This is a genomic window from Aeromonas sp. FDAARGOS 1410, assembly GCF_019048745.1.
GTDB classification, from domain to species: Bacteria; Pseudomonadota; Gammaproteobacteria; order Enterobacterales; family Aeromonadaceae; genus Aeromonas; species Aeromonas jandaei.
Window position 1 is genome coordinate 2,971,983 of the sequence record NZ_CP077401.1, and the last position, 25,075, is coordinate 2,997,057.

The following is a 25,075-nucleotide window of genomic DNA, read 5'->3' on the forward strand; positions in this document are numbered from 1 at the left end:
TATAGCGCTGTTGTCGTGGTAGCTGATGATGATCTCACTACCACCTGTCAATCGACACACAACAGATTAACAATTGATTTACGTTTACGCTAACGTAAACTTGTGGCAGAAGTGAAGTACAAAAATGGACCGACCACTGCCAGCCATAACGCAGAGTCAGCCGGTCGAACCAACCTTCCTACCCGACTGTCATATCCGCAAGGAGAGCATGGATGCAGATGGATGAGACCCTGAATGCCCTGACCGAACAGGTTGCGGCTTTCTGCCAGAAAGTGATCGCCCCGCGCGCCAGCGAGATCGATCAGAGCAACACCTTCCCCCGTGATCTCTGGCCTCGGATGGGTGAGCTGGGGCTGCACGGCATCACGGTGGCGGAGGAGTATGACGGGGTGAATCTCGGCTATCTGGCCCATGTGCTGGTGATGGAGCAAGTGAGCCGCGCCAGCGCCTCGGTCGGCCTCTCCTACGGCGCCCACTCCAACCTCTGCATCAACCAGATCCACCGCCACGGCACGCCGGAGCAAAAAGCACGCTACCTCCCCCCGCTGGTGAGCGGCGAGCATGTGGGGGCGCTGGCCATGAGCGAGCCGGGCGCCGGGTCCGATGTGGTCAGCATGCGCCTCACCGCAGTGCGCGAGGGGGAGCACTTTGTGCTGAACGGCAACAAGATGTGGATCACCAACGGTCCGGATGCCGAGACCTTCGTCATCTATGCCAAGACAGATGCCAGTGCCGGTCCCAAAGGGATTTCTGCCTTTATCGTCGAGGCGGGGACTCCTGGTTTCTCCACCGCCCAGAAGCTCGACAAGCTCGGCATGCGCGGCTCCAGCACCTGCGAGCTGGTGTTCGACAACTGCCGGGTGCCGCAGGAAAACCTGCTGGGCCCCTTGCACGGCGGGGTCAAGGTGCTGATGAGCGGGCTCGATTACGAACGGGTAGTGCTGGCAGCAGGCCCCCTTGGCATCATGCAGGCTTGCATGGATGTGGTGCTGCCCTATGTGCGCGAGCGCAAGCAGTTTGGCCAGGCCATCGGCGAGTTCCAGCTGGTACAGGGCAAGCTCGCCGACATGTATACCCGCCTCGCCAGCAGCCGGGCGCTGGTCTATTCGGTGGCGAGCGCCTGCGATCAGGGCCGCACCAGCCGTAAAGATTGCGCCGCCGCTATCCTGTTTGCCGCCGAAAATGCCACCCAGATGGCGCTCGATGCCATCCAGCTGCTCGGCGGCAACGGCTACATCAACGAATACCCCACCGGCCGTCTGCTGCGGGACGCCAAACTCTACGAGATCGGAGCCGGCACCTCTGAGATCCGCCGCTGGCTGATCGGCCGCGAGCTGATGGGGGATAACGCATGAGCAGGCTCCACTCCCGTCTCGACACGGCGAGCCCGGAATATGCAGCCAATCGGGCCGCCATGCAGGGGCTGGTCGACGATCTCCATGCCCGCATTGCCGAGATCGCCCAAGGAGGCGGCTCGGCCAACAACGCCCGCCATCAGGCCCGTGGCAAGCTGCTGCCCCGCGAGCGCATCAATCAGCTGCTGGACCCGGGCTCCCCGTTTCTCGAACTGTCGGCGCTGGCTGGCTGGCAGGTCTATGACGAGCCGGTGCCCGCCGCCGGCATCATCACCGGCATCGGCCGGGTCTCGGGCAGGCTCTGTATGCTGGTGGTGAACGACGCCACCGTGAAGGGCGGCACCTACTACCCGCTCACAGTGAAAAAGCACCTGCGCGCCCAGGCCATCGCCGAGCGGCTGCGCCTCCCCTGCCTCTATCTGGTGGATTCCGGCGGCGCCTTTCTGCCGATGCAGGATGAGGTGTTCCCCGACCGGGATCATTTTGGTCGCATCTTCTACAACCAGGCCCGCATGTCGGCCCAGAACATCCCCCAGCTGGCGGTGGTGATGGGGCTCTGCACCGCAGGCGGCGCCTACGTCCCCGCCATGGCGGACGAGTCGATCATGGTCAGGGAGCAGGCCACCATCTTTCTGGCCGGCCCGCCGCTGGTCAAGGCCGCCACCGGTGAGGAGATCAGCGCCGAGGCACTGGGTGGCGCCGAGGTGCACTGCGCCCACTCAGGGGTGGCGGATCACATGGCCCGTGACGATGCCCATGCCCTGGCCATCGCCCGTACCCTGCTCACCCATCTGGGCAGTGACCATGTTCCGCTCTCGGGTTTGGCATCGGGCTGCCCAACCAACAATGAGCCAGCCTACCCCACACCCTGTTACCCGATCGAAGAGCTCTACGGTCTGGTGGGCACCAGCCTCAAACGCCCTTACGACGCCCGCGAACTGATCGCCCGACTGGTGGATGGCTCTGACTTTGACGAATTCAAGGCGCTGTTCGGCACCACACTGGTGACCGGCTTTGCCCGTATTTGCGGCATGGAGGTGGGGATCCTCGCCAACAACGGCGTGCTGCACAGCGACAGCGCCCAGAAGGGGGCCCACTTTATCCAGCTCTGTAATCGCCGCACCATCCCGCTGCTCTTTTTACAGAACATCACCGGTTTTATGGTGGGGAGTAGCGCGGAAAAAGAGGGGATCGCCAAGCACGGCGCCAAGCTGGTCACCGCCGTGGCCTGCAGCCGGGTGCCCAAGATCACCCTGATCGTCGGCGGCAGCTTCGGTGCCGGCAACTACGGCATGTGCGGCCGCGCCTATGAACCCGATTTTCTCTTTAGCTGGCCCAACAGCCGCATCTCTGTCATGGGGGGCGAGCAAGCTGCCGGAGTGCTGGTGCAGGTACGTCGGGACAAGCTGGCTGCCGAGGGCAAGAGCCTGAGCGAGCAGGAAGCAGCCGCCATCCGCGCCCCCGTGATCGAGCAGTATGAGCGCCAGGGCCACCCCTACTACGCCAGCGCCCGCCTCTGGGATGATGGCGTCATCGACCCGGCCCAGAGCCGCGCCGTATTGGCTCTGGCACTGGCTGCCTGTCAGGGTGCCCGCATTGCACCCGAGCAGTACGGCATCTTCCGGATGTAAGGAGCAAGCATATGTCCGATCCACTCACTTCCCCTGCACTCAGCTCTTCAACCCAGAACCCGTTTCGGCTGGAGCGGCACGGCCCACTGGCCGAGCTGGTGCTGTCGCGCCCGGCCCGCCACAACGCCTTTGATGCCGACCTGATGCTGGGGCTGCTCGACTGTCTCGATGATCTGGCCCATCTTCATGGTCATGATCTCGCCGAACGTCCTCACGCCCTGCTGCTGCGGGCCGAGGGCAAGCACTTCTGCGCGGGCGCCGATCTCAACTGGATGCGTAATCTGGCCCACACCGATTTCGAGCACAATCGCGAAGACGCCCGAGTACTGGCGCGGCTGATGCAGACCCTCGACGAGCTCCCCTTCCCTACGGTGGCGCTGGTGCAAGGGGCCGCCTATGGCGGGGCGCTGGGGCTGATCTGTGCCTGCGATCTGGTGCTGGCCAGCGACGATGCCCGCTTTTGCCTATCAGAGGTAAGCCTAGGTCTGGTACCTGCGGTGATCAGCCCCTACGTGGTACGTGCCATGGGAATGCGTCAGGCGCGCCGTTACATGCTCAGTGCCGAGCCATTCGATGCCATCACCGCCTGTCGGCTCAATGTGGTGCATCAACTCTGCCAACCGGATCAACTGCTGGCGGAGGGACGGGCGCAGGCCCTGCGTCTGTGCCGCAACGGGCCGGAAGCGATGAAAGAGACCAAACGGCTGCTGGCGGCGATAGAAGACCATCCTTCCCGCCTGCACGAAGAGAAAACTGTCGAGACCATCGCCCGGGTTCGGGTGGGGCTCGAAGCACAGGAGGGGATGCAGGCCTTCTTCGACAAACGCCCTCCCGCCTGGCGTCCCCGTTTCAAGGATGAGACATGACCCATCACTCTCAGATTAAACGCCTGCTGATCGCCAACCGCGGCGAAATCGCCGTGCGCATCATCAAGACGGCGAAACGCCTCGGCATCCACACCATCGCCCTCTACTCCGATGCCGACGCCCACGCCATGCACACCAGTCTGGCCGATGAGGCCTGGCATCTGGGGCCTGCACCGGCCAGAGAGAGCTATCTGGACACCGGCAAGGTGCTGAAGATTGCCAAAGAGGCGCGGGCCGATGCCATCCATCCCGGTTACGGCTTTCTGTCGGAAAACAGTGATTTTGCCACCGCCTGCGAACAGCGCGGCCTGCGCTTTGTCGGCCCAAGCGGCGCCGCCATTCTCGCCATGGGCGACAAATCGGGCGCCAAGGCGCTGATGCAGGCTGCCGGTGTACCTGTGCTGCCCGGCTATCACGGCACGGATCAACGGCCGGACTTCTTGCGCGATCAGGCGAGCCAGATTGGCTTCCCGCTACTTATCAAGGCAGCCAGTGGCGGCGGTGGCAAGGGGATGCGCCGGGTCGATCAGCTGGCCGACTTTGACGAGTCGCTGGCGGCAGTCAAGCGGGAGGCAAAGGCTGCCTTTGGCGATGATCTGGTACTGCTGGAGCGCTATCTGCCCCAGGCTCGCCATGTGGAAGTACAGGTCTTTGCCGATAGCCTCGGCAACGCCATCTATCTGGGGGACAGGGACTGCTCCTTGCAGCGACGCCATCAGAAGGTGATCGAAGAGGCGCCCGCCCCCGACATCCCTCCGGCTCTGCGCCGCGCCATGGGGGATGCGGCCGTGGCAGCTGCCAAAGCCATCCACTATCAGGGGGCGGGCACCATCGAGTTTCTGCTCTGCAAGGATGAGTTCTTCTTTATGGAGATGAACACCCGGCTGCAGGTGGAGCATCCGGTCACCGAAGCCGTAACCGGGCAGGATCTGGTGGCCTGGCAGCTGGCCGTAGCCGAAGGCAAGCCGCTACCACTCACCCAGGAGGAAGTGGTGCTGCGCGGCCATGCAGTGGAGGCGCGCCTCTACGCCGAAGATGTGGCGGCCGGTTTTCTGCCCGCCAGCGGGCCTATCCACTGGCTCCACTGGCCCGTTGGCGTGCGCATCGACACCGGCGTTACCGCTGGCGATGAGGTGAGCCCATATTACGACCCCATGATCGCCAAGCTGATCGCCCACGGCCAGAACCGCGCCGAGGCGTTCGCCAAACTGGCAGATGCGCTGGCGGCACTGGATCTCGGGCCGCTGGTCCACAACGGCCAGCTGCTGCTGCGCCTGTGTGAAGAGCCCGACGTCCTGGCCATGGGCCACCATACCCAGTGGCCCATTCCCACCTCAGCACAGCCCATTCCTGAGCTCGCCTGGCCGCTGGCCACCCTCTGGTTGGCGAGCCGCTCTGCCGGCACCTCCCCCTGGCAGCAAATCTGCGGATTTCGACTGGGGCCGGATCATTGCTGGACAGCGGCGGTACGCATCGGTGATGAGCGCCGGGTATTGACCCTTCGCGATCGTGACGGCCAGTTTGAGTGGCAAGGGGAAAACCGTTGCTACCAGCGAGGTGACGAGCATATCCGGCTGCAACAGGGTGGCTGCTGGCAGCAGATCCCCATTCAGACGGTCCTAGGCTCGGAGGCAACCTTCATCATGCCCCTAGGGGGCCAGCGCATCCGTTTCACTGCTGATGATCAGCAGCACAGTCACCACCATGATCAGGAAAATGAGAAGGCGCAGGGCGCCATCGCCCCCATGCACGGTATCGTGGTAGCCGTGCTGGTCGAGCAGGGGCAAGCTGTCAACAAGGGGCAACCTCTGCTGGTGCTGGAGGCGATGAAGATGGAACACCAGCTGTGTGCAGAGCGGAACGGGGTAATTGAAGCCCTGCATTGCAAACAGGGTGATCAGGTGAGCCAAGGGGCCGTGCTGGTGCGCTTTGCCGATGCCGCCCTAGAGGAGAACGCCATCAACCAACAAGCGAGTAGTTCATGAACAGAGGAGCAGCCATGCCGGATGACAAGGTCAGTCTGGTGGAGATGGGGCCGCGCGATGGCCTGCAAAATGAAACCAACCCGCTGACACTGATCCAGCGGCTGGAGCTGATCCAGCGACTGGCCGACAGCGGTCTGCAGCGCATCGAGGTCGGCGCCTTCGTCTCTGCGAAAAAGGTGCCGCAGATGGCGGACTCCGCAGCGCTGTTCGAGGCTCTGCCGCGCAAGGGGACGACCCGTTACGGCGCTCTGGTACCCAATCTGCAAGGCTTGCAGGCTGCCATTGCCGCCCGCGCCGACGAGATTGGCCTCTTTACCGCCTGCTCCGACGGTTTTACCCGGGCCAATATCGGCATCAGCGTGGAGGAGTCGCTGGTGCGCTTCGCCCCGCTGGTGCAGGAAGCACGCCGCCTCGGCATCAAGGTGCGCGGCTATCTATCCACCGTCATCGCCTGCCCGTTCGATGGCCCGACCCGCCCGAAACGGGTCGCCGCCATGGCCGAGCAGTTGCTGGATCTCGGTTGCCACGAAATTTCGCTGGGGGACACCATCGGCGTCGGCACCCCGGGCACGGTGGCGCCCATGCTGGATGCGGTGCTGCACGAGATCCCGGCGGGGCGGCTCGCGGTACATTTTCACGACACCTACGGTCAGGGCTTGGCCAACCTGCTGCCCGCGCTGGAGCGGGGTATTCGCACCATCGACTGCTCGGTGGCAGGCCTTGGCGGCTGCCCCTATGCCCCGGGCGCCTCCGGCAATGTGGCGTCAGAAGAGGTGGTCTACCTGCTGCACGGCCTTGGCATGACGACCGGGGTGGATCTCGACAAACTGGCGGCCACCGGCCAGTGGGTGAGCGAGCAGCTCGGTCGCCCCAACGGCTCGCGAGTCGGTCAGGCCCTGCACGCCAATGCAGAGCGGCTACGTGCCCGCCTCTGCCAGCCACACTCCCAGCAACAGGAGTCATAACCATGTCCCGTTCCCTGCCCGGCAAGGAGATCACCTACAGCATTTCGGAATTGGCCCACGAGTTCGATGTTACGCCGCGCACTATCCGCTACTACGAGGACGAGGGGCTGCTCACCCCGCAGCGGGAGGGGCAGACCCGCATCTACAGCCACAAGGACAAGATCCGGCTCAAGCTGACTCTGCGCGGCAAACGGCTGGGGTTTAGCCTGGCCGAGATCCGCGAGCTGTTCGATATGTACGACACCGACAAATCGAGCAAAAACCAGCTCAACTCCATGATCAGACTGATCGAAAGCAAGCGCAGTGCCCTGCACCAGCAACTGGAGGATATCCAGATGGTGATGGCCGAGCTGGAGGCTGCCGAGCAGCGCTGTGTTAATTCCCTTAACAACTTGAAAAGCGCATCAGATTAACCGAATCTGGGGTTATGCAATTGCCCTGGGACGTCCATGAATTATTGGTGCTGGTTTTTACTTCTGTTCAGTCTGTCCGGTTGGAGCCATCCCCTTATCAAGGTCGGCGGTTATCCTTATGCCCCGTTCGTGGTCAAAGTGTCGGATGACCACTATGAAGGACTGACGCTGGACCTCATCGCCAAGCTCAACGAGATCCAGCAAGAGGTAAGATTCGTGTTTGTTCCCACCTCGGCTGCCAATCGTTACAAGGCGCTCGATCTGGGCCGTTTCTCGCTGATGCTGTTTGAAGACAGCAAGTGGGGCTGGCAAACCGACAAGTTCAAGATGACCTCCCCCTTTCTTGGCGGTGGTGAAGTGTATGTTGCCCGCAAGGCCCCCGGGCGAGACCAGCGTTTTTTCGAGGATCCCTCCCTGCACCACCTTATTGGTGTGACCGGTTATCACTACGGCATCGGCCAGTTCAATGCAGATCCGGTCTATTTGCACAGCCATCTCGACATCACACTGTTCAAGGACAATGTCAGTGCCCTGCAAGCCCTGCTCAAGGGACGCGGTGATATCGCCATCCTCAATATCTCCTATTTGAACCAGTATCTGCTCAGCAACCCCGAGGTAAAGGCACAGCTGCTTGTGTCGCAAAAGTGGGACCAACGCTACCAGCACCGCGCTATCTTTGATCCCGAGTCCAGCATTACCCCTGCCCAGCTGGAGCTGTGGCTGGCCAAGCTGCGCCAAACAGGTGATCTGGATCGACTTTGGACAAAGTACGGCGTATCAGAGTACGCAACCCCATGATTACTATCTGACTTTTCGGTACCATGACGGGAACCGAATGGGAGTGCATCAAATGGAGACCACCATGCCCGCATCCCCCCGAGCTCGCCGGTTGCGCTACCTGGTCTACGCACTCCTGCTACTCCTTATCCTCGTATCCCTGTTGCTGTGGCAAACTCCGCGGCTGATCCAGCGCTATCTGCCCGGCTGGCTGGCCGATCGCTACGGCATTCACCTCACACTTGGCGAGATCGATGTCAGCTTGCGCCACCCCGCTCTGGCCATCGGCCCCAGTGCACTGCTCGATGACCAGCAGCAACCGTTGGTCAGCTTCGCCCATCTGCAGGTAATCCCCGAGCTCAAAGCAAGCTGGCAGCAAAAACGCGTGGTACTAAGCGACGTCGAGCTGACCAGGCCGGTGGTGCTGGTGCAGCGGCTGAGTGACAAAAAGGGGGACATTCGGCTCAACCTGACCGATGCGCTGGCAACTCTGCTTGCACCGACCCCCTCAACAGAGCCGGAACAGGAAACCGCTCCCGTTATTGTCGATATCGCCCGGATTGCGCTGACCGATGGCCAGCTTGCCTATCTGGATAAACGCAAGGAGAGCGAACCCGGCTGGGTGCCCTCGCTCAAGCTCGATAAACTGACGCTGCAACTGGAGGGGCTGAGCACATCTGAAGGACACCTCACCGCCTACCAGCTGACTGCCACTCTCAACGGCAAGAGCCCGCTGAGTGCCCAAGGCAAGCTGGATATCACCAGCGGCATGGGTCAGGGCAAGGCAAGCCTCAAGCAACTCGATATCAAGCCCTTTGCCCCACTCTGGGCCCCCTATCTCAAGCTGGCGCTGACCCGGGGTAATGCCGGTGCAGAGGTTGAATATCAACTGAAAAACGGCAAGAAAGGGATCGAGTGGCAATTGTCCAAAGGCAAGCTGGCGCTAGACAACTGGCAAATGAAGCACGACAAGGGTGAGGATTTTGCCCGCTTCAGTCAGCTAGCCCTCGCTGAACTTGCTGTGGATGGCAACAAACAATCCCTGCATATCGGCAAAATTACCCTGCAACAGCCACATCTCAAGGCCACCCTCAATGAGCGGCAGGAGCTGGATCTGGCCGAACTATTGATCGATCAGCCACCAGCCAAGCCGAGCAAAGAGAAAAAAGAGAAACCGGCCCCCGCCAGCAAGCCATGGCAGTGGCAGATCAACCAGATCGCCATCAGCAAAGGGGATATCACCCTCACCGAAGCGAGCAGTGGCAAACCATTGGCACGACAGCTATCCGACCTGCAGCTGGCATTAGGCCCGCTGGGCAGCAAGAGCGAACAGCAGAGCAAAGTGGCGCTCTCGACCCGTTTCAACCAGAAGAGTCCCCTCGCCTTTGATGGCCAGCTGACCCTGGCCCCCTTTACCCTCGCTGGCGAGATAACCCAGCAGGCACTTCCTCTTGTGCTGGCCCAGCCCTATCTGAACGATCTGGTGCGGATCAAGGTGAAAGAGGGAGAGCTCAGCAGCAAAACCAAGCTGGCGCTGGCAACTACAGAGCAAGGGGAACTGGGCAAGCTGACACTGCAAGGGGGGCTCGATATCCATGCCCTCAAGGTGGTCGATCGGGCCGATAACCAGAGACTGCTAGAGATCAACGACCTGAAGCTGACCGGCCTCGATTACGACGGCATCAGCCAGAAGATGAAGATCAAGGATGTGGCGCTGACCAAGCCCTTCGCCCGCATCGAGATCAACGAAAATGGCGTCACCAATATCCAGCAACTGCTGCTGACCGCCCCTGCGCCAGCCAAGGGTAAAGCCGAAGTTTCCCAGAGCAAGAGCAACAAAGCGGCACCCGCATTTCAATTCACCATCGATGAGCTGCGCACCGAACAGGGCAACCTGCGCTTTGCCGACCGCAGCCTGAGCCAGGATTTCGTGGCTGATATCGCTTCGCTAGGCGGTCAGAGCCGCCATATCAGCAACATTCCGGGCCAGCGCTCCGAACTCTCCTTCAATGGCAAGGTGGATCGCTACGCCCCGGTGACCATCCGTGGCGGTACCAACCTGCTGGTCGCCGATCCGGTGCTCGACATTGCAGTCGCCTTCAACAATCTGGAGTTGACCACCTTTACCCCTTACTCGGGCACCTATGCCGGTTACGCCATCGACAAGGGGCAGCTTTCAGTGAAGCTGCACTACAAGCTGGAAGGCAAACGGCTGGAAGGGGACAACGACATCACCATCAAAAAATTGCAACTGGGTGAGAAGATCAAGAGTGAACAGGCCAAGGATCTGCCACTCGGTCTGGCCATCGCGCTGCTGAGCGATGCCAACGGTGTCATCCAGATGAACCTCAAGGTGAAGGGCAATCTTGACCAGCCTGACTTCAGCCTCGGCAACATCTTCTGGGATGTGCTTGGCAACACCCTGAGTAAGGCGATCACCTCCCCCTTCTCGTTGCTCGCCTCTCTGGCTGGCGGCAGTGAAGATCTCGACGAGATCACCTTTCTGCCGGGCGATCCGGATCTCACCCAGACCCAGCAAGAGAAGCTGACCAAGCTGGCGCAGGCCCTCAAGGATCGCCCCAAGCTCAGCATGAATATTCGCGGCAAGGTCAACTTCAATGAAGAGCGCCCTATCCTGCAACGGCAAAAACTGGAGCGGGCCCTCGCCAAACTCACCGGCAATCAGGTCGATCTCGATCTGCTGGAGCAGGATAAGGATATGCAAGACGCCCTGGCACAGGCCTATGAAGATCGCTTCGGAGAAGATCTGGGAGATCTCGCCGACCGCCTGCATCTTGATGAAAAGAGCGCTGCGCTGCGGGCTCAGGCGGTTGCCCTGCTGCAGGAGCAACAACTCATCACTGCCAAGTCCCTGCGCAATCTCGCCATGCGCCGGGCACAAAACACCAAGGAGTTTTTGGTGGATGCCCAGGGGATCACGCCAGAGCGGCTGTTTGTGCTGGACAGTCAGGTCAAGGAAGAGGATAAGGAGGCCAAAGTGGTACTGACACTGGATGAGTGAGCTTCTCCTCATCCGGTTCGCCTGCGCGTAATAAAAATACAAGCCCTCAACTATTTTGACACCTTTAGCTCACGAAATCGGCTGACCTGCTGAACAATTGGGCGTCAGTGCAAATAAATACGTAATTTTTTTACGGTTTAGTCCCTTCCCCCCCTTGCGGCGGTTTTACAAGCTGCCTAAAATCGCGCGTCTTTTTGTTAACCCCACCTCTATTTTTGGAGAACGCCACGTGAGCGAAAAATTGGCCAACCCTGCCCCCCTGGGTCTGATGGGTTTCGGTATGACCACCATTCTGCTGAACATCCATAACGCAGGTTTCTTCCCCATCAGTGCCATGATCCTGGCCATGGGCCTGTGCTATGGCGGCATTGCCCAGATCATCGCTGGCATCATGGAGTACAAGCGCGGCAACACCTTCGGTGTGACTGCCTTCACCTCCTATGGCCTGTTCTGGCTGAGCCTGGTTGTCCTGCTCGTCATGCCGACCATGGGTCTGGCCGAAGCGACTCCGCACGCCTACATGGGCTGGTACCTGCTGATGTGGGGTGTGTTCACCCTGTTCATGCTGATTGGTACCGTCAACTACCCGCGCGTGAAGCAGTTCGTGTTCGCATCCCTGACCGTGCTGTTCTTCCTGCTGGCCGCCCGTGATTTCACTGGCAGCACCCTGATCGGCACCATCGCCGGTTTCGAAGGCATCATCTGCGGCGCCAGCGCCATCTATCTGGCCATGGCTACCGTACTGAACGAACAGTATGGCCGCACTATCCTGCCGATCGGCGATCACAAGAAAGCTGCAGCAGTCCAGCTGAAAGCCGCCGCCTGATTGGCGCACGCTCAAGCTTGAAAAAAAGGCACCCTCGGGTGCCTTTTTGCTATCTGCCATCTTGTTAAGCGGGATTCACAACAGCATGCCCTCGCCATCACCGGCCAACAGGCGGGTCGGCGGAAAACGGCGCGCGGGATCCTGACCAAACAGCAGTGCCAGTTGGTGGTAAACCTCGGGATAGACACTGCGCAGGCGCAACGGGTCGGTAAAGAAGTGCTCGCAGCAGACCGCGAAGAACTCGGCCGGATGCTCGGCCGCATAGGGGTCGATGGCGGGAACCTCGCCCTGATCGAGTTGCTGGCAAAGCGCATCAAAAGCCACCTGAAATACCTGCTGCCACTCCTGCCGGCTCATATGTCCGGGCAGTGGCGGTGCACCATCCGCCTCGCCCCCCAGCATGTCTATCTTGTGGGCAAGCTCGTGGATCACCAGATTGAAGCCATCCCAGTCACCATCCAGCTGCAGCTCGCTCCAGGCCAATACAAGCGGCCCCTGGGGCCAGGACTCACCGGCGTTTTCCTCTTCCACCTCACTCACCAGCCCAAACTCATCCTGCACCTCCTGGCGCCGGGTCACAGGCTCGGGAATGATGATGATCTCGTGAAAACCGCGATACCAGTCAACGCCAAGATGCAGGATAGGCAGAGCCGCCTGCAGGGCCAGAATGGCTTGCTGGCGCTCGCTTAAGGTAACCCCAAGCTGGGTCAAGGTTTTGCGCTTGAGCAGCTGACGGCCCAGGCTTATCAGTGTTTGTTGCTCACTCTCGGTAAGCCCCTGCAAGATCGGCACAACAGCAAGCGCTCGTCGCCACAGCTCTTCCTCTTCTTCGCTCATTTTCACCGTGCCACGGCCACGAAACCAGTTGAACAATCCCAGCACGCACACTCCTTCTCTTTACAACAGTTTGACGAATCGTTTTGGCCGCTCCTGATATGCCTGCGCCAGATAGAAGCGGTGGGCATCTTCGCGTTTGATGCTGCTGGAAAGCTCCAGCTGACTGCATCCGGCTTCGCGAGCCTGACACTCGGCCTCGCACAATAACGCAGCACCAATACCCCCTCCCCTTGCACCATCATCGACGACCAGCGCCGAGATCAGGCCCCATGCAGGTGCAACATGCAGTGGTTGCAGCCAGTGCCATACCAGCACGCCAACCACCCTTTCAGCCTGTTCGGCCAGCAAGACGCGGGTGGCCACATCCAGCCCCAACAGACGTGGCAGCAGCTCATCAGCCTCTGCAGCATACCCTAGTTGGGTAAAGAGGTGGGCCATGGCAGTGGCATCCGATGGTAAAGGAGCGCGGATAACGAGTGGAACAGGGAACATTTGCATGATTGGCCTTTTGTTTGCTAACGAGATCCTGGCTGTTCCAGCAGACGCAGATCAGCATGGTAGCGGGTCTCTCTGGTCACAGAAAATAGCGCATGCCATTATCGCACCTCAGTTGTCAATTCACAAAATTGCAACAACGCAACATTTTTCGCTGGGAAGCGCCGGAACAACTCGATATGTTACAGCCCATGCATGGCGCACTATCGTGCCCTGCCGAACACTTCACCACAGCGTCAAACTGTTAATTCATTTGTTAACAATTGGCGTAACACAATGACAGCGAGCGAGACAGAGATCTCGCCGGAAGTACAACACAAAACAACAAAGGAGTTGTTGTAGATGAATGAGATCGTCAATGCCATCAACGGTGTGATCTGGAGCCCTGCGCTCATCTATCTGTGCCTGGGGGTAGGCCTCTACTTCTCAGTACGCAGCCGCTTTTTGCAACTGCGCCATATGGCCGAAATGGTCCGGCTGATGTTTGATGGCAAGAGCACGGATGCGGGGGTCTCCTCCTTCCAGGCGCTGGCCATGACCCTCGCCGGTCGCGTCGGCACCGGCAACATTGCCGGTGTTGCCACCGCCATTACCTTCGGTGGCCCGGGCGCCATGTTCTGGATGTGGATGGTCGCCTTCCTCGGCTCCAGCTCCGCCTTCGTGGAGTCCACCCTGGGTCAGGTCTACAAGGAGAAGATCAACGGCGAATACCGCGGCGGGCCTGCCTTCTACATCGAGAAAGGGCTTGGCATGAAGTGGTATGCCTGGACCTTTGCCATCGCCACCATCTTCGCCTGCGGTGTACTGCTGCCGGGCGTGCAAGCCAACTCCATCGGCGCCAGTCTGCAGACTGCGTTTGATATCGATCCGAACGTGACTGCGGCCGGTCTGGCACTGCTGCTCGGCTTCATCATCTTCGGTGGCGTCAAGCGCATCGCCAACTTTGCCAGTACCGTAGTGCCCTTTATGGCGCTCGGCTACATCATCGTGGCCTGCGTCATCATCGCCCTCAACATTCATGCCCTGCCGGGCGTGATCATGCTGATCTGGAAAAGCGCCTTCGGTTTTGATGCCGGCTTTGGCGCCATTCTGGGTCTGGCCATCATGTGGGGGGTCAAGCGCGGTGTCTACTCCAACGAAGCGGGTCAGGGTACCGGGCCGCACGCCTCCTCTGCTGCCGCAGTAAGCCACCCGGCCAAACAGGGTCTGGTGCAGGCGTTCTCCGTCTACATCGACACCCTGTTCGTCTGCTCGGCCACCGGCTTTATGCTGCTCATCACCGGCCTCTACAACGTGCAGGGACCGGATGGCGCAGCCCTCTACACCGGCATCGCCGGCGTGGCTGCAGGCCCGGGTTATGTGCAGACCGCCATGGAAAGCATGATGCCGGGCTTTGGCAGCATGTTCGTGGCCATCGCGCTGTTCTTCTTCGCGTTCACCACCATCGTCGCCTACTACTACATCGCCGAAACCAACATCGCCTACATCAACCGCAAGGTGAACCGTCCCTGGCTGACTTTTGTGCTCAAACTGACCCTGATGGCCTCTACCGTCTACGGTACCGTCAAGACCGCCGAGCTCGCCTGGGGCATGGGTGATATCGGGGTAGGTCTGATGGCCTGGCTCAACATCATCGCCATCCTGCTGCTGCAAAAGACCGCCTTTGCCTGTCTGCGCGACTATGAAGCGCAGCAAGCCAAAGGGCTGGATCCGGTGTTCCACCCGGAGAAACTCGGTATCAAGAACGCCGACTACTGGGCTGGCCATCGCTCCGAAGACAACCTGGAGCAGGAGAAATCCGGTCACCCCTTCGAGCCGGATCTGGATCGCAAGATCTCCTGATGCCAGCAACTAGAACACGTATAAAAAATGGCAGCCTCGGCTGCCATTTTCTTTTCCTGTTGTTCCACCTCAGAGTGCGTTGCGCCGTGGCCCGAAGGGCAGCCGCCAGCGAAACAGGCTGTTGAAGGTGGCGCGCCACTGATTGGGGCGTCCCAAAATCTGCTTCTGCAACCGGGTCTCTTCTTTCAGCATTGCCTCGTCACTGCGGGCCCAGGCCTGACTGTAGAGCTGCTTGATCCCCGCCAGTGCATCCGGCGACTTGGTGATGAGGGTACGGGCAAACTCCCGCGCCTCCACCAGCGGATCGGTGCAGACCCTGCTCACCATCCCGAGGGATTTCGCCTCGACTGCATCCAGCTCGCGCCCGCTCATGGCCAACTCCATGGCGGTATCCAGACCCATCAGGTTGCGCATGGTGACGCTGCCGCTCATGTCGGGGATGATGCCCCACTTGATCTCCATCACCGAGAAACGGCAATCGGGGGTGCTAAACCGAAAATCGGCGCCAAGGGCGATCTGCAAGCCACCACCAAAACAGACTCCCTGAGTGACCGCAATCACCGGCACCGGCAGCTGGTGCCAACCATAGGCGACCCGCTGGGCCAGATTGGTCGCCTCGTCCGCCTCGCGCTTGAGAATATCGAGGGCGGCGACCGGCTGGCGCAGCATCGATTTCACATCCAGTCCAGCGCAAAACGCGCGCCCTTCGCCATGCAGGATCACCGCTCGCAATCCCTTCAGCTGAGCAAGTTGCGTCAGCGTCTCATCGATAGCGCTGAACATGGCCCTGTCCAGCGCATTGAGCTTCTCTCCCCGCGACAGCACCACTTCAGCGATGCCGTCGTGGACCTCGCACTTGACCCTTGGTTTTTCCATCTCCGCTGTCCTCTCCTTGATCCCGATAATGAACACACTGGTCATACCACCAAGTTATCAGAGTGTGAACAGACGGTACAGCTGAGACTAAAGTCGGCTGGTCGGCGCGGTTCCCCTTTGTCACACTGGGCACAAGGGGTGCCCTATCCCGCCCGAGGACGCCGTCATGTCAATTCTGTTCAATTTTGCCAGACCACCGTTTGACCGGCTGGATGCAGAGGCGCGTGAACAGCTCGCCCGCCACCTCTCGCTCTGCTACTTTCGCGCTGGCGATACTCTGCTCAACGCGGGAGAGGAACCTCCCGGGCTCTATCTCGTCATCAAGGGGGCGGTGGAAGAGTCGGCCCCCCACCACCAGTTTGGTGACTATGGCGTCGACGATCTGTTCGATGTGCGCGCCCAATTTGACGGTCGCTGCCGCCATACTTTTACTGCGCTGGAAGACACCCTCTGCCAGCTCATCCCCCGCTCGGCCTTTCTCTCTCTCTGCGAACAAGATTCGCAGTTTGCCAGCTACTTCACCGCCAATCTGGCTGAGCGCCAGCGTCAGCAGGAGCAGCGCGAACAGCTGGGACAGAAGAATCTGGCAGAATTTATCCTGACCCGCATCGAACCCGGTCATTTGCAAGCGCCGCTTATCGTCGACAGCAGGCTGTCACTGCTGGCAGCGACCGAAGCCATGGTGAGCCAGGGGACAGATTGTCTGCTCTACCCCGCCCACGACGGCTCGCTCACGCTGGCCACCCGCAAGACCCTGCTCCACGCCCTGACCCTCAAGGGATTGCCACTGACGGCGCCCCTCTCGGTACTGACCCCCACGCCGCTCATCGGTCTGCCACTGGAGAGCTATCTGTTTGATGCCCTGCTGCTGATGACCCGTCATCGCATCAAGCGATTGGTGATCTGGCAGGGCAACGAGGTGGCGGGGATCCTGCAGCTGACCCAGGTGCTGGGACTCTTCTCTACCCACTCCCACGTACTGACCTTGCGTATCGCCCGCGCCGACACTCTGCCCGCGCTGGAAGCGGTCGCCCGCGAACAACAACAGCTGACCCGTTCGCTGTTTGCCCAGGGTATCCACACCGCCTTTTTGATGAAGCTCATCGCCACCATTAACGAGCAACTGATCGCCAAGGCCTTTGCTCTGGTGATCCCGCCCGAGGTGCAAGAGAAGGTCTGTCTGCTGATGCTGGGCTCGGAGGGGCGTGGCGAGCAGATCCTCAAAACCGATCAGGATAATGCCCTGATCCTGCCGGAAGCGCTGGCGTGGCCCACCCAGGCAGCCGATCTGGCCGAATTCAGCGCCCTGCTGGAGCGCCTCGGCTACCCGCTCTGCCCCGGCCAAGTCATGGTGAATAATCCGGCCTGGGTAAAAACCGGCGATGAGTGGCAAAGCGCCATTGCCAGCGCCTGCACCACGGCCAGTGAGGAGGAGCTGCTCTGGCTGGCCACCCTGGCTGACGCCCACCCCATCGCCGGAGATCGTCAACTCCATCTGCCTGTTGCCAGAGCGCTGCGCGAGCAGCTGGCCGAGCGGCGAGATCTGCTGGCAGAGATGGTGCGACCGGCGGTGGCCTTTCACGCCCCCCTTACCCTGTTTGGCCGGCTTGAGCAGCGCCCCGAAGGGCTTGATCTCAAGCGCGGCGGCCTGTTCCCGCTGGTCCATGGCATCCGGATGCTGGCCCTTGAAGCAGGCATTCTGGAGACCTCAACCCTGGGGCGCATCGATGCGCTGGTAGCGGCCGAGCGGCTCAGCACCAGCTTTGGCACCAACCTGGCTGAAGCGTTTCGGCTCTTTATCCGGCTGAGGCTACGCAGCCAGCTCAAGGGAGGCAATAGTCGGGTACAGGTCAGCGAGCTTAGCCACAGCGAACGGGATCTGCTGCGTCAGGCACTGCATCAGGTGAAGAAATTCCAGCAGTGGCTCACCTTGCACTTTCGTCTGAGGCAGTAGCCATGTTGAGCCATCTTCGCCGCATCTGGTATGGCCGGGATTTCCGGCAAGGGGAGTTCTCCAGGCTATTCCTGCCCACTCCCGATGATGAGCTGGTCGCCCTCGATTTCGAGACCACCAACCTTGATCCCGAGCAAGCCGAGATCGTCTCTATCGGTGCGGTGCGCATCCAGGGCAATCGGCTGCTGACCGGCGAGGCCCTCACCATCAAGGTGCAAGCGCCCGCCACACTGAGCGAGCAGTCGGTGGTGATCCACGGTCTGCGCCATCAGGACCTGCAACAGGGTATGACGCTGGAAGCCGCGCTGCGCCTGCTGCTCGACTTTATAGGCCCGCGCGAACTGGTGGGTTATCACATCGCCTATGACCTGCGTATTCTCAACCTGGCTTGCCGTAAATTGTGGGGGTTGACCTTGCCACAACGAGGCATAGAGGTGAGCCAGCTCTATCACGATCACCTCTATCGTCGCTATCCGGATGCCGTTATCGATCTTCATCTGGAGGCGATCTGCCGCCATCTGGCGCTGCCTGCCCTGCCCGCTCACGATGCACTGGCCGACTCCACCACGGCAGCACTTGTCTATCTCTGCCTGACCCGAGGCTCGCCGCTGACTTATCCCAAAGTCTAATTGTCGAAAAATAACATTTAATTCACATTTCACTTACATGAGCAGGTTGCCTGCTCGTCGGGGTTACCCCATCCACCGCTGACACTCATATGTCATGGAGAACTGCAATGGAACAGCAAAGCTATCTGAGGATCCAGCAAGATCCCACCTTCCAGGAGCTGGTCGCCAAGCGCCAGCGTTTTGCCTGGGCCCTCTCGGCTCTGATGCTGGGACTCTACCTGGCGTTTATTCTGCTCATCGCCTTTGATCCCGGTTGGCTCGGTACCCCGCTCAGCGAGGGGTCGACCATTACCCGAGGCATCCCGGTCGGAGTGGGGCTGATCCTCTCCTCTTTCGTGCTGACCGGCGTCTATGTGTTTCGTGCCAACGGCGAGTTTGACGAGCTGAACCAGAAGATCCTCAAGGGAGTGAAAAAATGAAAGGCAAACTCTTGTTGTTGGCCTCACTGGCCTCTTCACCCCTGCTGGCCGCCGATGCGATAAGTGGCGAGGTACACCGCCAGCCCCTCAATATCTCGGCCATTCTGATGTTTGTGGTCTTCGTAGCCGCCACCCTGTTCATCACCTACTGGGCCTCCAAGCGCAACCGCTCGGCCTCTGACTACTATGCAGCGGGTGGCCGCATCACCGGCTTCCAGAATGGCCTGGCCATCGCCGGTGACTACATGTCCGCCGCCTCCTTCCTCGGGATCTCGGCGCTGGTCTACACCTCTGGCTATGATGGCCTCATCTACTCCATCGGCTTTCTGGTGGGCTGGCCCATCATTCTGTTCCTGATCGCGGAGCGGCTGCGCAACCTCGGCAAATATACCTTCGCCGATGTTGCCTCCTACCGCCTCAAGCAGACCGAGGTGCGCACCCTCTCCGCCTGCGGCTCGCTGGTGGTGGTCGCCCTCTACCTCATCGCCCAGATGGTCGGTGCCGGCAAGCTGATCGAACTGCTGTTCGGCCTGCAATACCATGTGGCCGTGGTACTGGTCGGTATCCTGATGGTGCTCTACGTGCTGTTTGGCGGCATGCTGGCCACCACCTGGGTGCAGATCATCAAGGCGGTGATGCTGCTCTCCGGTGCCAGTTTCATGGCCATCATGGTGATGAAATCGGTCAACTTCGACATCGGCACCCTCTTTAGCGAAGCGGTGAAGGTACACGAGAAAGGGATCGCCATCATGAGCCCGGGTGGTCTGGTCGCTGACCCCATCTCCGCCATCTCGCTCGGTCTGGCACTGATGTTCGGCACCGCCGGCCTGCCTCACATCCTGATGCGTTTCTTCACCGTGAGCGACGCCAAGGAAGCGCGCAAGAGCGTCTTCTTCGCCACCGGCTTTATCGGTTACTTCTACATTCTCACCTTTATCATCGGCTTTGGCGCCATCCTGCTGGTCAGCACCAACCCGGCCTTCAAGGATGCCACCGGCGCCCTGCTGGGCGGCACCAACATGGCTGCGATCCATCTGGCCAATGCCGTGGGTGGCAGCCTGTTCCTCGGCTTCATCTCCGCCGTGGCGTTTGCCACCATCCTGGCTGTGGTAGCAGGCCTGACCCTAGCCGGTGCCTCTGCGGTCTCCCACGACCTCTACGCCAACGTAATCAAGCATGGCAAGGCCAACGAGGCGGACGAGCTGCGGGTCTCCAAGCTCACTACCGTAGTACTGGGTGTGGTCGCCATCGGCCTTGGCATCCTGTTCGAGAAGCAGAACATCGCCTTCATGGTGGGTCTGGCCTTCTCCATCGCTGCCAGCTGCAACTTCCCGGTGCTGTTCCTCTCCATGTTCTGGTCACGCCTGACCACCCGCGGCGCCGTCTACGGCGGCTGGCTGGGGCTGGCGAGCGCAGTCACCCTGATGGTGCTGGGCCCGACCGTGTGGGTGAAGGTGCTGGGTCATGCCCAGGCCATCTTCCCCTACGAGTACCCGGCGCTCTTCTCCATGGGGCTGGCGTTTGTCGGGATCTGGTTCTTCTCCATCACCGACAGCTCCCAGAGCGCGGCTGACGAGCATGCCAAGTTCCTGCCACAGTTCGTCCGCTCCCAGACCGGGCTGGGCGCCTCCGGTGCCACTTCCCACTAACGGGTAGCCATCACGCAAAAGCCGGCTTCATGCCGGCTTTTTTATTACCCGTCAACCGGCTACGCACCCAACTTGCCCCGATCAAGATCACAGTTCTTGCTAAACCTTTTGGGGGATCTGTGCCATAATGCGCGCCATTTGACAGATCAACCGGGACATTCCAGTGCTTTCGAGTAACAACATCACCATGCAGTTCGGCGCCAAGCCGCTGTTTGAGAACATCAACGTCAAGTTTGGCGGCGGCAACCGCTATGGCCTTATCGGCGCCAACGGCTGTGGCAAGTCCACCTTCATGAAGATCCTCGGTGGTGATCTGGAGCCCACTGGCGGTAATGTGAGCCTGGACGTCAACGAGCGCATCGGTAAGCTGCGTCAGGATCAGTTCGCCTACGAAGAGATGCGCGTACTGGACGTGGTCATGATGGGCCACACCGAGCTGTGGGCAGCCATCGCCGAGCGCGATGCCATCTACGCCAACCTCGAAGCCACCGACGAAGACTATATGAAGGCCGCCGAGCTGGAAGGTCTAGTCGCCGAATATGACGGCTACACCGCCGAAGCGCGCGCAGGCGAGCTACTGCTGGGTGTCGGCATTCCGCTCGAGCAGCACAACGGTCCGATGAGCGAAGTGGCGCCGGGCTGGAAACTGCGGGTGCTGCTGGCACAGGCGCTGTTCTCCAACCCTGACATCCTGTTGCTGGACGAACCGACCAACAACCTGGACATCAACACCATTCGCTGGCTGGAGCAGGTGCTCAACGATCGTGAAAGCACCATGATCATCATCTCTCACGACCGTCACTTCCTGAACTCCGTCTGTACCCACATGGCTGATCTGGACTACGGCGAGCTGCGCGTCTACCCGGGCAACTACGACGACTATATGCTGGCCGCCACCCAGGCGCGCGAGCGTCTGCTGGCCGACAACGCCAAGAAGAAGGCCCAGATCGCCGATCTGCAATCCTTCGTCTCCCGTTTCAGCGCCAACGCCTCCAAGTCCCGTCAGGCGACCTCCCGTCTCAAGCAGATCGACAAGATCAAGATTGAGGACGTCAAGGTCTCCAGCCGCCAGAACCCCTTCATCCGCTTCGAGCAGGACAAAAAGCTCTATCGCAACATCCTGGAAGTGGAAGGTGTATCCAAGGGTTATGGCGACGGTCCCCTGTTCAAGGGCCTCAACATGATGATGGAAGTGGGCGAGAAGGTAGCCATTCTGGGTACCAACGGTATCGGTAAATCCACTCTGATCAAAACCCTTGTCGGCGCACTGGCTCCGGACACCGGCACCATCAAGTGGTCCGAGAACGCCCAGATCGGTTACTACGCCCAGGATCACGCCGAAGACTTCGACACCGACCTCAACGTGTTCGACTGGATGGCCCAGTGGAAACAGGAGAACGAAGACGAGCAGGCTGTACGCTCCATACTGGGCCGTCTGCTCTTCTCTCAGGACGACATCAAGAAGCCGGTCAAGGTGCTCTCCGGTGGTGAACAGGGTCGCATGCTGTTCGGCAAGCTGATGATGCAGCGCCCCAACATCCTGATCATGGATGAACCGACCAACCACCTGGACATGGAATCCATCGAATCCTTGAACATGGCACTGGAGCTCTATCAGGGGACCCTGATCTTCGTCTCCCACGACCGCGAATTCGTCTCCTCTCTGGCGACCCGCATCCTGGAGCTGACCGAAGATGGTATCCGCGACTTCGGCGGTACCTACGAGGATTACCTGCGCACTCAGGGCGTGGTATAACCTCTGCCCTACGCAAGCTCGCAATGAAAAACCGGCACTCAGGTGCCGGTTTTTTTATATCCCATGTTTATGGCGACTGATATGGCTTACGGCTGCGCAGCGATCACAGAGAGCAGGAAGCAGGAAGCAGGAAGCAGGGCTTGATTATTCACCTCACCCACAGATAAAAAAACGGCTCCATAAAGGAGCCGTTTTCACTGGATTGAACTGACGATTACTCGACAGTCGCTTCCACGCTGGTGAAGTACTCGATCTTGGCCGCTTTGCGCAACTCGTCGATCAGAGACTTGTAATCCACCTGTGCTTTGCCCTGACCCAGCTGACCTTGCAGCATGGCAACCATCTTGGAAGGCTCGGCAGGTACGTTCACCTTGTCCAGCGCAACCACGACGCGGTCACCGTTGCTCTCGGCAACCAGTGCCACGCTCGGCTTGCCATCCTTGGGATGGGGCAGCGTGAAGGCTTCGGTCACCAGATTCTGATCCATCTCGCGATCGAAACGTGACACCCCTTTGTGGGTTTGTACCTTCAGACCCAGCGCAGCCAGATCGCCATCGATACTCTTGCCAGCCTTGAGCTTGTCCAGCAGGCCCTGGGCCTTTCCACGAGCCACTTCACCGGCCTTGTCATGCTTGATGGCGGCAATCACCAGCTCTTTCACCTCGGCCAGCGGCTTGACCGCTTTGGGCTTGTGACCGGTGATGTGCAGCACCAGCGCCTTGCCGTCAGCCAGCTCGATCACATCGGAGTTGGTGTTGTCATCACGCAGTTGCTCGGAGAACGCCACGGAGAGAACCTTGGGATCGTTAAGCGGAGCAGGAGCAGAACCCTGACTGAAGTAGTCGGAGGATTGCACCTTCAGACCCATGGCCTCGGCAGTCATGTCCAGCGAGTCCGGGTTTTCGAAGCTGTTGTCAGCCATCTTCTGCTGCTCGGCAAAGAAGCGCTCTTTGGCCTTGTCGCTCTGCAGACGGTTGATGGTCTCTTCCTTCACATCGGCAAACGGCTTGGTCTGAGCTGGCTCAACACCCAGCAGCTTGATGATGTGGAAACCGAACGGGCTCTTGACGACGGCGGAGAGATCGCCCGCCTTGCTCAGAGCAAAGGCCGCTTTCTCGAAGGACGGATCCATCACCCCCTTCTCGAACCAGTCCAGCTCGCCGCCTTTTTTGGCGGAGAAGGTATCAGAGGAGTCGGCCTTGGCCAGCGCGGCAAAATCATCGCCCGCCTTGGCTTTGGCCAACACGGCTTCTGCTTTCTGCTCGGCCGCTTTCTCATCCTTGCCGAACGGGATCAGGATATGGGCAACATGACGACGCTCTGGACGCTGGAACAGGTCCTGATGCTGGTCGTAGTAATCCTGGGCATCCTGTTCGGTGACCTTGATATCCTTGGCGAGGTTGGTCGCATCCAGCAGCAGGTAGTCTACTTTCACCTGCTCGTCATTCATGAAGTGAGCGCCATTGGCCTTGTAGTACTGCTCCAGCTCGTTGTCGGAAACCTGTACGTCAGCCACGTAGTTGGCAGCCGCCAGACGCACCAGACGCAGATCGCGAGTCTGGTTGTAGAGCTTGTCGAGCTGCTCGGCTTCACCCTTGAGGGAGAACTCGGTACCCAGCAGGGCACTCATCAGCTGTTGGCGCACCATGTCCTGGCGCAGGGAGTCGCGGAACATTTCGGGAGTCATGCCGGCACGACGGATCAGCTGCAGGTAGCGATCATTGTTGAACTTGCCGTTCTCTGCAAACTCGGGCATGGCAACGATGGCCTGTTTGATCTGCTCATCGCTGACCCGCAGACCCAGCTCGCGAGCCTTGCTGTCCAGCAGCGCCTGATCGATCAGGCGATCCAGCACACCGCGGCGGAACTGTTTCATGTAATCAGGGTTCGCGGCCAGCTGGCTGAATGCCTCTCCCATCTGGGATTCCATGCGGGCGCGCTCGTTGCGGTAGGCATTCTCCAGTGCGGCTGCACTGATATCTGTGCCGTTGACAGTGGCGGGGGCGGTACGGGCCGGACCATTCAGGTAACTACCAACACCAGCCAAAGCAAAGGAGAGGATGATCAGGCCCAAGATAACCTTGGCTACCTTGCCTTGCGCCCCTTCGCGTAGTTTATCCAACATCATGTTTGTACTTATGCTCCCGAACTCGATGGGCGTAAATAATGAAAAGGCGCACCGATTGCGATGCGCCTTGGTCAATCAGTATGAGAGAGGACTCTCTAACCTGTCTGGTCTGCGACCAAGGACGGTAGCCGACATATCATCGGCGCCCGACTTAGTTGACCGCGTCTTTCAGGGCCTTACCGGCTTTGAAGGCAGGAACTTTACCAGCAGCGATTTCGATGGTCGCGCCAGTTTGCGGGTTACGGCCAGAACGGGCAGCACGCTCGCGTACAGCGAAAGTACCGAAACCAACCAGAGCAACCTGGTCACCCTCTTTCAGAGCTTCACCTACAGCGTCAATGAAGGCATCCAACGCACGGCCGGCAGCAGCCTTGGAGATATCAGCACCGTCTGCAATCTTGTCAATCAGTTGAGATTTATTCACTCTTATATTCCCCTTTTATCGAACACCGCTGCGGCGCTGATTTCCCTGGCCACAACAAGTGGAGGTTTTATAGCAAGCCTCCTGACCAGTTGCAAGTGACAATCTGGCGCAAACCCGCGCCACACAACGCATTGCGACTTATCACGAGAACCCGATCGGTGGTCAAGGCTACTTCCGTTATGGGATGCATGCAAGCCTTAACCACCCCCCGAATGCGCCAAATTTG

20 protein-coding genes are annotated in these 25,075 nt (G+C 59.9%); 15 read left to right on the plus strand and 5 right to left on the minus strand.

The window, feature by feature from the left end; genetic code table 11:
• Positions 1–212: 212 nt before the first annotated feature.
• The 9 genes from I6L40_RS13755 to I6L40_RS13795 all read left to right on the plus strand — a co-directional run bounded on the left by I6L40_RS13755 (position 213) and on the right by I6L40_RS13795 (position 11,840).
• Positions 213–1,355: an isovaleryl-CoA dehydrogenase gene (locus tag I6L40_RS13755; protein WP_216994425.1), complete on the plus strand. Its 1,143-nt coding sequence runs from the start codon at positions 213–215 to the stop codon at positions 1,353–1,355.
• Positions 1,352–2,986 (plus strand): carboxyl transferase domain-containing protein, encoded by a 1,635-nt coding sequence (locus I6L40_RS13760; RefSeq protein WP_216994426.1) that lies wholly within the window; start codon positions 1,352–1,354, stop codon positions 2,984–2,986. The genes I6L40_RS13755 and I6L40_RS13760 overlap by 4 nt, the downstream gene beginning before the upstream one ends.
• An 11-nt stretch (positions 2,987–2,997) precedes the next feature.
• Positions 2,998–3,852: an enoyl-CoA hydratase-related protein gene (locus I6L40_RS13765; RefSeq protein WP_216994427.1), complete on the plus strand. Its 855-nt coding sequence runs from the start codon at positions 2,998–3,000 to the stop codon at positions 3,850–3,852.
• Positions 3,849–5,837: a biotin carboxylase N-terminal domain-containing protein gene (locus I6L40_RS13770; protein WP_216994428.1), complete on the plus strand. Its 1,989-nt coding sequence runs from the start codon at positions 3,849–3,851 to the stop codon at positions 5,835–5,837. Before I6L40_RS13765 ends, I6L40_RS13770 begins: the two co-directional genes overlap by 4 nt.
• Complete coding sequence (locus I6L40_RS13775) at positions 5,834–6,802, plus strand: hydroxymethylglutaryl-CoA lyase (protein WP_216994429.1); 969 nt, start codon at positions 5,834–5,836, stop codon at positions 6,800–6,802. Before I6L40_RS13770 ends, I6L40_RS13775 begins: the two co-directional genes overlap by 4 nt.
• A gap of 2 nt (positions 6,803–6,804) precedes the next feature.
• Positions 6,805–7,215, plus strand: a complete 411-nt coding sequence (locus I6L40_RS13780) for a MerR family DNA-binding transcriptional regulator (protein WP_104014664.1) — start codon at positions 6,805–6,807, stop codon at positions 7,213–7,215.
• A 36-nt stretch (positions 7,216–7,251) separates the two neighbouring features.
• Complete coding sequence (locus tag I6L40_RS13785; protein ID WP_216994430.1) at positions 7,252–8,013, plus strand: ABC transporter substrate-binding protein; 762 nt, start codon at positions 7,252–7,254, stop codon at positions 8,011–8,013.
• Between the two features lie 52 nt (positions 8,014–8,065).
• Positions 8,066–11,014 carry a DUF748 domain-containing protein gene (locus tag I6L40_RS13790; RefSeq protein ID WP_216995437.1) on the plus strand — a complete coding sequence of 983 codons (2,949 nt, stop codon included), beginning with the start codon at positions 8,066–8,068 and terminating at the stop codon, positions 11,012–11,014.
• Positions 11,015–11,243: 229 nt separating this feature from the next.
• Entirely contained in the window at positions 11,244–11,840 is a 597-nt protein-coding gene (locus I6L40_RS13795) for a GPR1/FUN34/YaaH family transporter (protein ID WP_041207542.1), read from the plus strand.
• Positions 11,841–11,915: 75 nt separating this feature from the next.
• Here I6L40_RS13795 and I6L40_RS13800 read toward each other — a convergent pair whose 3' ends face one another.
• Complete coding sequence (locus I6L40_RS13800) at positions 11,916–12,677, minus strand: zinc-dependent peptidase (RefSeq protein WP_232097921.1); 762 nt, start codon at positions 12,675–12,677, stop codon at positions 11,916–11,918.
• A gap of 60 nt (positions 12,678–12,737) precedes the next feature.
• Entirely contained in the window at positions 12,738–13,175 is a 438-nt protein-coding gene (locus I6L40_RS13805) for a GNAT family N-acetyltransferase (RefSeq protein WP_182927801.1), read from the minus strand.
• A gap of 339 nt (positions 13,176–13,514) precedes the next feature.
• On the opposite strand from I6L40_RS13805, the gene I6L40_RS13810 reads away from it, so the two are divergent.
• Complete coding sequence (locus I6L40_RS13810) at positions 13,515–15,014, plus strand: sodium:alanine symporter family protein (RefSeq protein WP_041207539.1); 1,500 nt, start codon at positions 13,515–13,517, stop codon at positions 15,012–15,014.
• Positions 15,015–15,083: 69 nt separating this feature from the next.
• Here the strand turns inward: I6L40_RS13810 and I6L40_RS13815 are convergent, their stop codons facing one another.
• Positions 15,084–15,890 carry a crotonase/enoyl-CoA hydratase family protein gene (locus tag I6L40_RS13815; protein WP_071910468.1) on the minus strand — a complete coding sequence of 269 codons (807 nt, stop codon included), beginning with the start codon at positions 15,888–15,890 and terminating at the stop codon, positions 15,084–15,086.
• Positions 15,891–16,056: 166 nt separating this feature from the next.
• On the opposite strand from I6L40_RS13815, the gene I6L40_RS13820 reads away from it, so the two are divergent.
• The 5 genes from I6L40_RS13820 to I6L40_RS13840 all read left to right on the plus strand — a co-directional run bounded on the left by I6L40_RS13820 (position 16,057) and on the right by I6L40_RS13840 (position 22,297).
• Positions 16,057–17,844: a putative nucleotidyltransferase substrate binding domain-containing protein gene (locus tag I6L40_RS13820; protein ID WP_216994431.1), complete on the plus strand. Its 1,788-nt coding sequence runs from the start codon at positions 16,057–16,059 to the stop codon at positions 17,842–17,844.
• Between the two features lie 2 nt (positions 17,845–17,846).
• Complete coding sequence (locus tag I6L40_RS13825) at positions 17,847–18,473, plus strand: 3'-5' exonuclease (protein WP_071910472.1); 627 nt, start codon at positions 17,847–17,849, stop codon at positions 18,471–18,473.
• Between the two features lie 107 nt (positions 18,474–18,580).
• Positions 18,581–18,892 (plus strand): DUF485 domain-containing protein, encoded by a 312-nt coding sequence (locus I6L40_RS13830; protein ID WP_041207535.1) that lies wholly within the window; start codon positions 18,581–18,583, stop codon positions 18,890–18,892.
• Positions 18,889–20,541, plus strand: coding sequence for a cation acetate symporter (locus tag I6L40_RS13835; protein ID WP_071910473.1), 1,653 nt, complete (start codon positions 18,889–18,891; stop codon positions 20,539–20,541). The genes I6L40_RS13830 and I6L40_RS13835 overlap by 4 nt, the downstream gene beginning before the upstream one ends.
• A 163-nt stretch (positions 20,542–20,704) precedes the next feature.
• Positions 20,705–22,297, plus strand: a complete 1,593-nt coding sequence (locus tag I6L40_RS13840) for an ABC-F family ATPase (protein ID WP_041207533.1) — start codon at positions 20,705–20,707, stop codon at positions 22,295–22,297.
• 214 nt (positions 22,298–22,511) lie between these two features.
• Here the strand turns inward: I6L40_RS13840 and ppiD are convergent, their stop codons facing one another.
• Both ppiD and hupB read right to left on the minus strand, forming a co-directional pair.
• Positions 22,512–24,425 carry a peptidylprolyl isomerase gene (gene ppiD, locus I6L40_RS13845; protein ID WP_071910475.1) on the minus strand — a complete coding sequence of 638 codons (1,914 nt, stop codon included), beginning with the start codon at positions 24,423–24,425 and terminating at the stop codon, positions 22,512–22,514.
• Between the two features lie 151 nt (positions 24,426–24,576).
• A complete protein-coding gene (gene hupB, locus I6L40_RS13850) occupies positions 24,577–24,849 on the minus strand; it encodes a nucleoid-associated protein HU-beta (protein WP_005315375.1) in 273 nt (90 codons plus the stop codon).
• Positions 24,850–25,075 lie beyond the last annotated feature (226 nt).